General features: G+C 53.0%; 12 protein-coding genes and 1 tRNA gene. 6 read left to right on the top strand and 7 right to left on the bottom strand.

The features are described from left to right. Positions 1–17 precede the first annotated feature (17 nt). The 4 genes from EL361_RS02445 to EL361_RS02430 are packed head-to-tail and all read right to left on the bottom strand — an operon-like array spanning position 18 to position 4,373. Positions 18–410: a PilZ domain-containing protein gene (locus EL361_RS02445; RefSeq protein ID WP_126376248.1), complete on the bottom strand. Its 393-nt coding sequence runs from the start codon at positions 408–410 to the stop codon at positions 18–20. A gap of 33 nt (positions 411–443) precedes the next feature. Then, entirely contained in the window at positions 444–1,322 is an 879-nt protein-coding gene (locus tag EL361_RS02440) for a CheR family methyltransferase (RefSeq protein ID WP_126376245.1), read from the bottom strand. Between the two features lies 1 nt (position 1,323). Then, positions 1,324–3,252, bottom strand: coding sequence for a HEAT repeat domain-containing protein (locus EL361_RS02435; RefSeq protein WP_126376242.1), 1,929 nt, complete (start codon positions 3,250–3,252; stop codon positions 1,324–1,326). Between the two features lie 47 nt (positions 3,253–3,299). Next, on the bottom strand, positions 3,300–4,373 hold the full coding sequence (locus EL361_RS02430; protein WP_126376239.1) for a protein-glutamate methylesterase/protein-glutamine glutaminase: 1,074 nt from the start codon (positions 4,371–4,373) through the stop codon (positions 3,300–3,302). A gap of 322 nt (positions 4,374–4,695) precedes the next feature. Between EL361_RS02430 and EL361_RS02425 the strand changes: the two genes are divergently transcribed. After that, positions 4,696–4,772: transfer RNA gene (locus tag EL361_RS02425), tRNA-Pro, on the top strand. Between the two features lie 260 nt (positions 4,773–5,032). On the opposite strand, the gene EL361_RS02420 is transcribed toward EL361_RS02425, so the two are convergent. Both EL361_RS02420 and EL361_RS02415 read right to left on the bottom strand, forming a co-directional pair. Next, a complete protein-coding gene (locus tag EL361_RS02420; protein ID WP_126376236.1) occupies positions 5,033–6,511 on the bottom strand; it encodes a B12-binding domain-containing radical SAM protein in 1,479 nt (492 codons plus the stop codon). Between the two features lie 265 nt (positions 6,512–6,776). Continuing rightward, complete coding sequence (locus EL361_RS02415) at positions 6,777–7,040, bottom strand: RNA recognition motif domain-containing protein (RefSeq protein WP_126376234.1); 264 nt, start codon at positions 7,038–7,040, stop codon at positions 6,777–6,779. Positions 7,041–7,699: 659 nt separating this feature from the next. On the opposite strand from EL361_RS02415, the gene EL361_RS02410 reads away from it, so the two are divergent. Then, the gene (locus tag EL361_RS02410) at positions 7,700–8,083 is read left to right on the top strand and encodes a DUF1611 domain-containing protein (RefSeq protein ID WP_172961598.1); all 384 of its coding nucleotides are present in this window, start codon (positions 7,700–7,702) and stop codon (positions 8,081–8,083) included. Between the two features lie 320 nt (positions 8,084–8,403). Here EL361_RS02410 and EL361_RS02405 read toward each other — a convergent pair whose 3' ends face one another. Continuing rightward, complete coding sequence (locus EL361_RS02405; RefSeq protein ID WP_172961597.1) at positions 8,404–9,126, bottom strand: substrate-binding periplasmic protein; 723 nt, start codon at positions 9,124–9,126, stop codon at positions 8,404–8,406. A 37-nt stretch (positions 9,127–9,163) separates the two neighbouring features. Between EL361_RS02405 and EL361_RS02400 the strand changes: the two genes are divergently transcribed. From EL361_RS02400 to gltA, 4 genes are all read left to right on the top strand, one after another. Beyond that, entirely contained in the window at positions 9,164–9,523 is a 360-nt protein-coding gene (locus tag EL361_RS02400; RefSeq protein ID WP_172961596.1) for an omptin family outer membrane protease, read from the top strand. Between the two features lie 159 nt (positions 9,524–9,682). Next, positions 9,683–10,237: a hypothetical protein gene (locus tag EL361_RS02395; RefSeq protein ID WP_126376221.1), complete on the top strand. Its 555-nt coding sequence runs from the start codon at positions 9,683–9,685 to the stop codon at positions 10,235–10,237. A 305-nt stretch (positions 10,238–10,542) separates the two neighbouring features. Continuing rightward, positions 10,543–11,400: a sulfide/dihydroorotate dehydrogenase-like FAD/NAD-binding protein gene (locus tag EL361_RS02390; RefSeq protein ID WP_126376218.1), complete on the top strand. Its 858-nt coding sequence runs from the start codon at positions 10,543–10,545 to the stop codon at positions 11,398–11,400. Continuing rightward, complete coding sequence (gene gltA / locus EL361_RS02385) at positions 11,393–12,838, top strand: NADPH-dependent glutamate synthase (RefSeq protein WP_126376215.1); 1,446 nt, start codon at positions 11,393–11,395, stop codon at positions 12,836–12,838. The genes EL361_RS02390 and gltA overlap by 8 nt, the downstream gene beginning before the upstream one ends. The last annotated feature ends 7 nt before the right edge of the window (positions 12,839–12,845 follow it).

The following is a 12,845-nucleotide window of genomic DNA, read 5'->3' as shown; positions in this document are numbered from 1 at the left end:
ACCGCGTTGTCGCGGGGCTACTTGCTGCTACGCATGATGAAATTCCGCAGAGCCGTCCAATCGTCCTGATCCACATCAAGAAATTTCACACCCATGGCATACGAAGTCAGGGGGACCACATCATCAGCCCGCACCACTTCGGCTATGGCCTGAAGGAACTGTCCAGAGTCGCTCTCGAAGACCTTGAAGAACCCCGGATGGTACTTGTTGAAACTCGGGATGAAAATCTTCACCTGGAGTTTCGTGCCCGCCTCGAACTTCTTGCGGCACTCGACCTTCATTCCACCAGCGCTGATATCTGCGCACGTCACTTCAAACTTGGGCTGTCGTGCCAAAGGAAATTTGAATTCCTTGATCTCCACGCGAAAATTCTTCGGAAGTCGCAAATCCCGTCGCTGTTCAGCTGCCATCGAGTCCACCTCCTGTGCGAATCGCCATCTAACTTACTCCTCTTTACGGTAGATGATCGCCCCCGGAAAATGTGTCGGCTTGAATGCCCGCGAGATATTATGCAGTGATTCGGAATGCCCGATGAGCAAATATCCGCCGGGAAGCAAGTTATCGTAGAAAGAGCCGATGACGTTACGTTTCATCTCGTCATCGAAATAAATGATCACATTGCGGCAAAAAATGATGTGCGAGCGCTCGATCCGCTTGAGTTGCATGCGGTCGGAGAGGTTGATCTGGCCAAAAGTGATGAGCTTCTTCAACTCCGGCTTGACCTTGTAGCGGCCTTCTTCCTGGATGAAGTATTTCTTCACCAGCTCGGGCGGCGTGGTCCGCAGAGCATACTCGGTGTAGACACCGCGACGTGCCGAGGCCAAAACACCTTCGGAAAGGTCATTGGCCGTGATGCGAATATTCCAGGAGCCAATCTCGTTCCCCAAAACCTCGTGCAGTTGCAGAGCCATGGTATAGGGCTCTTCACCAGTGGAACAGCCCGCGCTCCAGATACGGATGCGCTTGTCCTTGGCCTTGCGCTGATGCTCGACCAATGCCCCAAGAACATTCTTCTGAAAGACCTTGAGCTGCGGCGGATTGCGGTAAAAACTGGTCTCGTTGGTCGTCACAACCTCGAACAGCTTATTCAGCTCCTGGCTCTTCGAAGAGTCGTATTGCAAATAATAGTAATACTCGCCAAAGGATTTGAGATTAAGATGCTTCAGCCTGTTACGTAGGCGGTTTTCCAGCAGATATTTTCGATTGTCGGCAATGTAGATGCCGCTCTTGGCATAGATGAAATCCCGGAGTTGCTTGAACTCCTCCGGCTCAATGGTGAATTCCTTTTTCAAGGAAATGGTCTTGGAAAAGAGGGACGCCATCTTAGAGATCTCCTCCCTCGGTTTCCTGAATTCTTGCAAGTGCCTCTTCGGTAGCGGCCTGCAACTCCGGATCATCGGAATTAACCAGTTCCAGCAGCGACCTGAAAGCCACCTTGCCACCAATCTCACCCAAGGCTTCCACAGCCTTCAGCGCCAGCAAAGTGCTGCCCGAATTCATCAGGTGCACCAACTCCGGCACCGCATCCGGCGAGCGACGCGCACCGAGAGCCTCAACAGCACGCACTCGGACCCAGTCGTCCGAATCCTGTAGCGCCTGCTTCAGATATTCCAAAACCTCTGTCTCAGGACACTGCCCCATCAATTCGACCACGGTCAGGCGCACCTCGCGGTTCTCATCCGAAAGTCTCGACTGGATCACAGGCATCCACTCGCTCAGCTCCATGCACATCCCCGTAAAGGCCTCAAGTGCCACTTTGCGAATGTCGGGGACCTCGTCCTCCAGGGCCGCCTTGATGTCATTCATGTGTTCCTGAACACCAAGTTTGCCCATGGCATAGACTGCCATCAGACGATGCACCGGGTCCGGGCTCTTGAATAATTCCGTAAAGCGCTTGCTCATGTCGGAGCCGCCAATGGCCACGCAGGCATCCAGAGCGGCTTCCTTGACGTCGTCATAGGGGTGCTCCAGAAATGAGAACAACGTCTCACCCAGAGCCTCATCGCTGAGCCCCCCCAGGTAGGCCAACGCATTTTTAAGCACGGTCCCGTCGTTGTGCTTGCCCAGCACTTCCACGAAAAAGCTGGTCGCCTCATCCCCGGCGCAAACAGACAGGGCCGAAACGATGTCGCGTTGCAGATCCCGCTCCTTGTCCCAGAATGAGCTCATGAGCAACTGGGGAATGCCTTCTTCTCCCAGGCGGGAAAGAGCCTCCACGGCCAGACGTGCAGTCTTGTAGGAACCTTCGGAAAGCCCATTCTTGAGGGCCTCGGTCAGGCCGATATTGACCAGTGATTCCACGGACCGCTCCATGCGGTCATGATCGTTGTCGTAGTCCATATCAGCGGCAATCGCGAGGACCTCGCGAGAGGCTTTCTCGCCACCCACAAACCCCAAACCGAGGATTGCCGCGTCCTGAATATCCACCTCTTCATCGTGCAAGGCGACCAATAGATATTGACGAAATTTCTCGCGTTCGTTCTCGGAGAGCATGGTCAGGGATTTACCACCCAAAATCTGGACGATAGCCTTGACAATCTTGTTACGCAGAGCGGTGGGAGACTTGTCGAGCTGCCTGAGCAGCATGGTCACGGCCTTGACGTTGCCCATCTCACCCAGGGCCTCGACAATCATGGAGGCCACAAGATCGGAACTCTTGGTCATGGCTTTGGCCAAAGCGTCCACGGAACTATCATCGCGCACCTTGGACAATGCTTCGATGACGGCAAACTGAATCCATTCCTCGTCACCCAGAGCCTGGTTCAGGTACTTCGCGCTTTCCTTGTGGCCCAGACTGCCCAAAGACACTGCCGCCTGATAACGGACATTGACTTCCGGGTCCTTCAACAAGGCTTCGCCCAAAGGGGCGACAGAGGCCACACTATCCGTAGAGCCAAGAATATCGGAAACAAAGATACGCACATCATCGTCTTCATCACGCATCAGTTCGATGAGAGCGGGCAGGTCCTGCACGCCCACGGCTCGGAGGATGTCCATGCCCAGATTGCGGGCAGGGGCATCATCGGAACGCAATAGTGGAATAACGGCGGCCACGGTGGACTTGCCACCGATCTTGCGCAGCGCCTGATCAGCAGCTTCCTGGATTCCCAGATTTCCGGTGGATAACAACTCGGCAAGGGCGGGAACAGCCTCTTCACAACGCTGTTCCCCCGCAAGGTATGCTGCCTCGCGGATATCCTCGGTCTCCCCCCCGGCGCGCAACATCTCATGAATGCTCTTGCAATCCTGCATAAGCTCCTCGCTCGTCCTAGGCGGTCGCGCAATCCCCAGCGCAGGGATTAGGCATAGAGGTTGTCGACAATAGCGGCGGACATGTCGTCGATATCAATAATTTCGTCTGCAAGCTCGTTGTCCACGATCGCCTTGGGCATACCGTAGACAACACAAGTCGCGTCACTTTGGGCCAGGGCCCTGCCACCGCGGCTTTTCAGCACTCTTATTCCTTCCATACCGTCATTGCCCATCCCGGTCAAAATAACACCCAAAGCTCGGCGCCCGACACCATTGGCAACGGAGGTGATCAACTCGTTGGCAGAAGGCTTGTATAGGGCCTCTTTGGGTTCTTCGCCGACGATGATATTGATGCGGCTCACTTTCTGCTCAATCCGCAGATGCTTGCCTCCAGGGGCCACATAAACCGTACCGGCCCTAAATTGCTCACCGTTTTCTGCTTCCTTCACACGTAGCGCAGAGATCCCATCCAACCGCTTGGCAAAGGGCCCGGTAAACGCACCGGGCATATGCTGAGCAATGAGAATGCCTGCAGGAAAATCTGCAGGCAACCCGGAAAGCACCTTTTGCACGGCCGGTGGTCCTCCGGTGGAGACACCAATGGCAACCACGTCACGCTTCTGCCCAGTCTTGGGGCGAGCCATGGGCCTGCGCGGAGGTGCGGACGGAGCAGGTGCCGCACCGGGCCGGGTAGTACGCGCAACAGGACGCCCCGGAGCGCGAAACCTGCGTGCCCCCAGAGTAAGCACCTTGTTGCGCAGATCTTCTTCAATTTTGATGATGTCGAGCGACACCTTGGAAAGCTGTTTGGGGATGAAATCCACCGCGCCAAGCTCCATGGCTTTCAGCGTGGATTCCGCGCCCTCGGTCGTCAGCGAACTGATCATGAGTACAGGCCGCGGCATCTCCATCATGATGTGCTTGAGCGCAGTCAAGCCATCCATCTTGGGCATTTCGATGTCCAGAGTAACGACATCGGGCTGGTGCTTGCGAATCAGTTCAAGGCCTTCCTGGCCGTTGCGGGCCGAGGCGACAACTTTGATCTTGGGGTCCTTTTCGAGCATCGTGGCGATGGCCTTGCGCATGAAGGCGGAATCGTCGACAACGACAACGGTTACCACTCCTGTCTCCTTTGTCTATTCTCAAAGGCCTGATCGTGTCCGGAATTCCGGAAACGGTCAGGCCGGATGAAACCTGGCACAAGAACACACCCAAAGTGTGTCGCTACTCTATTTTATTAATGAAAATACGCAGGAAGGACAACGACAAATTTATTCAATTGTAATAACTCCACCACAAAGAGGGAAGCGACTCCCTCTCGCCACGTCGCCTTTGTGCAGGACGATGATTTCACCCCTACGCCCGCCTAACTTTTTTACGAAATTCCACAACCAAAGCTTGCCAAAGCCTTCCGAACCGGATAAAAGTCCACTCCCTGCACATCGGGATGTGGCTCAGTCTGGTAGAGCGCTGCGTTCGGGACGCAGAGATCGCTGGTTCGAATCCAGTCATCCCGACCATAGATTTCAAGGGCTTAGAGGTTTCACCCTCTGAGCCCTTTTTCTTATTCCTAACCTATTCCCAACCGCAGATTCAAATTCCCTTAAAATCTCACCGACCTTGAGGTTCATGCTTATTCACTAGGAAGCCATTTCTCATGAAATTGTACGTACAATTTGCATAAAGCATGAATCAACGCCACCCACCGAACAGATCACAGTTGCCACCCACTGTTTCTTTCAAATAGGCATTTTCTTACATACATACCCGCATCCCGTTATCATACGGCAACAATACGACGAGCCACGCGCTCGAAGTGCAAACCGAGAATGGCAAGCTCCACGACGACAGGAAGCGCCTTCGGTTTTGTCAAAAGGGTTTTGAAAATTAGCTTCCAATAGAAAAAGCGAGAATGAGAAACAACCCCAATGGCCCACATGCTTTTCATGAAGGCTTGAATATCGGTACGAAAAAGCCTGCCTCGTGACAGTGGTGCATATGACGATAAAAACTTACTGATTCGAGCGTAGTATTCTTTGGAAGAGTAGAGAATACTAACCACCTCCTTATACCCTTCAAGAAGCACCTCACGCCCCATGGCGGGTATAAAATTCAAGCAGGCATCCGTATTCTCCCCACTCAGGCCGTCCAACAGACGTCCTTCAGATTTAAGCCGACGCCAGAGCCTAGTACGAGGCAGCGCATTGAGGACTCCAATCATGGCCGTAACAACACCTATATCTTGAATAAAGCGTACCTGCTGCTCAAAAATGGTTGACGTATCACTGTCAAAGCCAACGATAAAACCACCCATGACCTGCATCCCATGTTGCTGTATTTCCCTGACAGCAGATCCGAAATCCGTGGCCACATTCTGCTTTTTTCCACACTCCTTCAAACTCTCCACCGAAGGCGTCTCGATCCCGATAAACACCTTATGAAAGTTTGCATCACTCATCATCCGCAGGAGTTCAGAATCCTGCGCCAGATTAACGCTTGCTTCAGTCATAAGCTTGAAAGGATAGTTCCGCTGCTTCTGCCAACCAGCAAGCTTCGGCAGAAAATCTTTCACGTTAACAATGTTGCCGATGAAGTTGTCATCAACAATAAAAACAGAATCCCTCCATCCGGCATCGTACAGGCCTTGTAACTCCTGCAACATATGCTCGGGACTCTTCACACGCGAACCTCGCCCGTTCATGGCCACTATGTCGCAAAACTCACAGTCAAAAGGGCAACCACGCGAGTATTGCACAGACATTGAGACATAATCCTTGAAGTTCAGCAGCTCCCAGACAGGAAAAGGCGTGGAGTCGAGATCTGGCCGCTCGGTGGATTCATAGACGGCTTTGGCTACACCGAGTTCAAAGTCTTTCAAAAAATCGGGCAATACGGTTTCAGCCTCCCCCAACACAAAGTGGTCGACCCCTGAAAATCGCTCCCGCTGAGCGTTGAAAGCTGGCCCCCCGACTATCACAATTTTGCCCGCCCTCTTTGCCCGCCTAACAATATCTTGCGCACTGGGGACCTGCACAAGCATAGCACTGACCAAGACAAGCTCTGCCCACTCAAGGTCGACATCGCCAAGGGGCGCAACATTTGTATCCACCAGCCGTATCTCCCATGTTTTAGGGAGCATAGCGGCAATGGTAAGTAATCCAAGCGGCGGAAAAGCCGCCTTTTTGGAAACAAACGGCAATACGCTTTTGAAACTCCAAAAGGTATCGGGATACGTCGGATAGACCAGAAGTGCTTTCATGACTTTTCACCTCATACCCACCGTAATACAAAACGAGAAAATCTCAATACGTCTGACTTTACATTCATGAGGGCAGACTGAATACGAGCAGCGGACCTTCACCAGTCACAGGAAAGCAACGGTTGCAGCTCCCACGGCTCAAAACCTGATGAAACGACGATCGATGTCAGCTTTCCAAATCCGCAATAACCGTAATCACAAAAAAAGCGCCCGCCTTTCAAAAGAAAGGCAGGCGCGCGATGCCGATTAGGGCTTGGCTCGAAGACTACCAGCGAGGGCGTTCTTCACGTGCCTTGGCTTCGTTGACCTTGATATTACGGCCGCCGAAATCTGTACCGTCGAGGGCTTCGATGGCTTGGCGGGCACCGCTGTCATCCATTTCAATAAAACCGAAGCCACGGGGGCGACCGGTTTCACGATCCTCGATCAGTTTGACGGAAGTGACTTCGCCATATGCTTCGAAAGCTGTACGCACTTCGTCTTCAGTACAGGTCCAGGACAGATTGCCGACATAAAGATTCTTAGACATTCAAATTCTCCAAAAAGTGATAATGAATAGCGCCCGTGCGCCAAAAAAAAGGAGCCGTGTACAAGATGCGTACACGACTCCTCGATAGACTTGTTCAAATTCAAACCAGCGCTGGCCACAGTTGGACCGTGCCTACACGGGTACGGCTGGTATCGACATAGACAATCAACCACTCCCACAAACAAGTCAAGCAATATTACAAAAATAAACGAAATCCAATAATATAAATCTCAATTCTTCAGCATTTTCAAATATAAAAAAACAGCTATTACAATCTACAACACATTGATTTATACGCATAAAATTACATTATTATTCTGCCAGAAAACTCATTATCGTTAAATAAAAATACAATTACGTCTTCAAAATAACATTTACATGATATTACGACATGATTTTTTCAATTTCTCTTCATTTTTAATAAATTGGCAAGACTGAATTAAACTTCAAGTCATCAATAGACCTTCACCAAACCAATTTATTAAACCAATATCTTACTTAGGATTTAAAATGAAAAAAAAGAAGTTTACAGTAGTATACTGCAAAGGCTTCTTTGGCGACATGGATGGAAAAACAGCCAACGGACTCGCCCGCTACTCTGACAGTATGAAATTTCTGGCATCATCGATAGCACTAAAGCAGGCCTGGATGCAGGAGAAGTGCTCGACGATAAACCCAATAAAATCCCTATCTACAAAAATCTCCAAGAAGCTCTTGATGGAAAAGGCGGTTCGATAGCCGCGTTCATTTATGGCATGGCCCCTTTGTCAGGCGCTTTCTCTTCAATAGACCGTGATGTAATGTTTTATGCAATGGAGAGGAATCTCGACATCGTCAATGGCCTTCATGACTTCCTCACTGACGATGCATCATTCGTCCAAAAAGCAGCCGAATGCAGCGTTCAGTTGCATGACATCAGAAAACAACAAGACATCAAACAAAGAACCACCCTTGGTGATCATCCCTCTCTATCACTACCTGCACGTGCGAAACATCAAGCTAGCCCCCAGAATCTCCGAAGTGTTAGCAAAAATGCAACATAGCGGGGAAATCCAGAGGGTGATTCGAAAGACCTTGGCCTCCATCTAAAACGATAGAATCCCCTGATTGCACACGCCCCAAGTCATTCAAATCCTCCCCGCACATCGGCTCATCTTTCTACATACCAAGCCTTGCATTTGTAGCGGGCATTGCCCCCCCGTCAGCCAAAGGAGGTTGGCTTAAATCACAAGCCCCGTTTTAATTTGTATTTAAGGCCAAACAACAGCTTAAACGCTCGCCTTGAAATTACCCCGTCGAGGACGGCAAGTCTCAGCACATGCTACCCGGCACACTCAGCGAGAGGTTAAACTGGCCTCCGGTGCTAACGCAGATATCCAGTCGTATTGCGAACGATTCGATCATAAGTCCCATCACGCTTCATCTCCCGCAAGGCCTCGGCCACAGGCACTGCTAGCCATTGATGAGCCTTGTGGACATATAAAAACATCTCTCTACTTTCTAAGGGAGGATCGAGATGGTGAACATGATCACACCTCAAAGAGCGAACCAATTCATACCCCCCTAACTTTGAATACAAAACAACATCGAGCCTGTCCCTGTGCAGCATGCTAAACAAATGGCTTGCATTCATGAGGCGAGTTAGATGGGGGAAGCCCTCGGTGTTGCGTTCCAATATCTTCCATCCATTTTCAATCCCCACCCTCAAAGAACGAAGACTCTCCCAGCCGGAGATGGGAATATCTCTCGTGGCAAAAGCAACAAAGTGCATCGTCATGTTGGATTCAGGGACCTGGACCAAGTTAGGGTAGGTTTTCTCCATGCCAGCTATGCGATTTATTTCGCCATCAAGCATTCCATCATTGACAGCCACCAAGGATCGTTCATTGGGTGTGAAAACGATTTCGGCTTCGACGCCGATTCGCCGAAAGGCTTCCTTGAGAATCTGATCCAGCATACCTGTCTGTCCAGGTGTGGACAAAAGCGATTCATAAGATGTGCTGATGCGAATAGTATTATTGGCAGCAAGCGCATAAGAACTAAAAATACAGACAAGCCCTAAAGCCAATAACATCGTTTTTTTCATTCCGATCCTCAGAGGGTTAACTGTCATAGTCACCTTTTTGAATAATAAAAAATACCATCCAGAGCAATTGGACTATCGTTATCGAGACTTTCTTGTCAGCGGGCGCATCGCCGCAAGCAAATGGGCCTGGGCCAAGGACGAAGACCATCACGTCAATACAAAAACGGTATTCAAGGATTATTTCAATCACATTGCCTACGTCACTTACGGGGCGGAGATTTCTTACCTTATTAACGACAATTTTTCCGTCTCCCTGAACATTGACGCCCAACAGTATGAACGCACCAAAGGAGACACCCAGATGAACGCCCCTGGTGGCTATGAAGAATTCGACACCGGGGCTGGCATCGAACACTATTCGTGGATGTCAGGATTATCAGTGGAGTACAGATTCTAGAACGAACCGGCCACTTCCCTCTTTGCACAGCCATCGGATGACCACACAGAATAGCCATGACAAAGGCGACAGTCACAGCACGGGTGGCAAACACTCCCTCCCCATGGACACCTCACATCTCGCACGCTATAATGGCTGAAATGACAGCGAGGTATGTTCATGCATAGAGTTCTTCTTTCCACCCTTGCCCTGACGCTACTGCTGGTCGGGTCCGCCCTTGCGCTGGACTGCACCGGAAGTGTCTGCGGAATCCCCTGGGGGACGCAGCCCACGGAACTGAAAGGCTTCACGCGAATCGCCACCACTCCACTGCTGGAGTTCCACAAAGCTCCGTTGAACCTGGAACTGGTCCAAGGAGTACGCGCCAGCGAAGCCGTATTCGGATTCAGCGAAAAAGGCCTGTACGCCGTGTTCTTCCATCCCGAAACAACGGAAGGCTACAACACTGCCATGGACCAGATCATGGCTAACTACGGCAACCCGGTCATCAAGCTCGAAGGTGATAACAAGGTCTACCTCTGGATCGACGGCAACATCAAAATCAAGATCAAGCGCAATACCACCTCGGGCGAACGCAAGCTGGGCTTCTACAACACCGCCATGGTCCCCGAAGCTCGTCGCCAATACTTCGAAGAACTTGCTGACACCCGTTCCGGGTTCTTCCCTGCTGCCAAAAGCGGACGACCCGAGAAATCCACCATCTTGAAGTTCTAGCCGGACACCAGCCCCGCCACACAGCAAAACAGACGGCCATCCTCCCCGAGGGTGGCCGTTTTCATATCACTGCCAAACCTACGCCAAAGATACGAAACTTGACCTAAGTCCTCCTATTTGGGAAGGAACGTGCTGCTTTTCATTCATGGATAGAGACGGAGATGCCACCCGAGGTGGTTTATCCCCCCCGCTGCATGTCGCATACTGCGCCCGCAACGAACTGTTACGCCAAAGAAAATGCCCAGCTCCGAGCGGCATTCCACTGGCCGAGCCCGACACGAACTTCTGCCTGGGACATTACCCGCATGAACGCCGACAAGACCTTCACCATCCTGGATAAGGAACAGCTCATTCCCGGCCAGACCAGTAAGCTGGTCGTTAGCGCCCCACAGATCGCCCTCAAGGCCAAGCCCGGAAACTTCGTTATCCTGCGCATCGCCGAAAAGGGAGAGCGCATCCCCCTGACCATTGCGGACACAGACCCCGAAGCCGGTACCATCACCATGGTCTATCTTGTCATGGGCAAGTCCACAGCCATGCTAGATGAGCTGGACAAGGGTGACGAAATCCTCGACCTGTGTGGCCCGTTGGGTAAGCCCACCCATATCTCCACCGAAGCGGGAACCGTGGTCTGCGTGGGCGGAGGCACTGGAGTTGCCGCCATGCACCATATCGCCAAAGGGCACCACCGGGCAGGCAACAAGGTTGTGGCGGTCATTGGCGCACGCAGCAAGGATCTGCTGCTGTTCGAGCGTGAGTTGGGCCAGTTCTGCGACAAAGTACTCATTGCGACCAACGACGGTAGTGCTGGGGTCCAGGGCTTCGTCACCGGTGTCCTGCAAGACTACCTGGAAAACGAGAGTGACATCGGTGAAGTCGTCGCGGTGGGTCCCGTGCCCATGATGGCTGCGGTGGCGGAAACCACCCGGCCTTTCGAGGTAAAAACTACAGTGAGCCTGAACTCCATCATGCTGGATGGCATCGGCATGTGTGGCGCCTGCCGGGTGACTGTGGCTGGCGACACTCGTTTTGCCTGCGTGGACGGACCCGAGTTCGATGGGCACGAAGTTGACTTCACGGAACTTTCCAACCGCCTCGCGGCCTTCAAGACCATGGAGCAGGCGGCTCACGATCATTACTGCAAGTGCAAGTGCGATGACTGAACCAATCAAGAAAAAAAAGAAGCCCCTGGCCCCGCGCGTCCCCATGCCCAACCAGCCTCCGGCTGAACGGGTCAAGAATTTCGAGGAAGTGGCCCTGGGCTACACCTACGAACTGGCCGTCAACGAAGCGCGCCGTTGCCTGCAATGCAAAAAGCCCCTGTGCGTCAAGGGCTGCCCGGTGGAAGTGCCCATCCCGCAGTTCATCGCGCATCTGGCCGAAGGCAACGTGGGACTGGCCTATGAGACCATCAAGACCACCAACAGCCTGCCCGCCATCTGTGGGCGTGTCTGCCCGCAGGAGAACCAATGCGAAGGGGCCTGCATCCTGAACAAGAAGGATCAGCCCATCGCCATTGGCCGCCTGGAACGCTTCGCCGCTGATCAGTACGTGCATATCGACGCCTGTGACCTGCTCACCGGCCGGCGCGACTGCGTCCCCGTGGACCCCAGCAAGCGTGTGGCCTGCATCGGCTCCGGCCCATCCTCCCTGACCGTGGCGGGATATCTGTCCTCGCGCGGGGTCAAGGTCACTGTTTTCGAGGCCCTGCATGAGGTAGGCGGGGTGCTGGTCTACGGCATCCCGGAATTCCGGCTGCCCAAGGACCGCATCGTAGCCAAAGAGATCAGTGCCCTGGGCCTGCAGGAAGTCGAATTTGTCACCAACAGCGTCGGTGGCAAGACCTTCAGCATTCAGGACCTGTTCGACCGGGGCTATCAGGCCGTGTTCATTGGAGTGGGCGCAGGCCTTCCGAAATTCTTGAACATTCCTGGTGAGAACCAGAATGGAGTGTACACTTCCAATGAATATCTGACCCGCGTCAATCTGGGCCGGGCCTATGATTTCCCCAACTACGACACCCCGGTCATCCGCGCCAAGAACGTCACCGTCTACGGCGGCGGCAACGTGGCCATGGATGCCGCACGCACCGCGTTGCGCCTGGGCGCCGAAAGCGTACGCGTCGTCTACCGCCGCACCGTGGCCGACATGCCAGCCCGCCGCGAGGAAATCGAGCACGCCGAAGAAGAAGGCGTCATCATGGAAACCCTCGCAGCACCGCTGGCCTTCTCCGGTGATGACCGCTTCAACCTGACCAGCGTCAAGCTTCAGCGCATGGAACTGGGCGAACCCGATGCTTCGGGACGCCGCAGTCCTGTACCCGTGGAAGGCGCGACCTACGAGCTGGACACCGATCTGGCCATCATCGCCGTTGGCACCCGAGCCAACCCGCTGCTCATCTCCAACGAGCCGGAACTGAAGCTCAACGACTGGGGCTATGTACAGGTGGATGAAAAAACCGGCGAAACCAGCATCCCCAACGTCTTCGCCGGAGGCGACATCGTCACCGGCGCAGCCACGGTCATTCTGGCCATGGGCGCAGGACGCCGAGCCTCGAAGTGCATTGCCAAACGCCTGGGCTGTGAGCGCGAAGGCGACTAGACTCCAT

The sequence above is a fragment of the Desulfovibrio ferrophilus genome (genome assembly GCF_003966735.1).
Taxonomy (GTDB): domain Bacteria; phylum Desulfobacterota; class Desulfovibrionia; order Desulfovibrionales; family Desulfovibrionaceae; genus Desulfovibrio_Q; species Desulfovibrio_Q ferrophilus.
The sequence above is the reverse complement of the archived record's forward strand: the minus strand, read 5'-3'. Positions and strand labels throughout refer to the sequence as shown.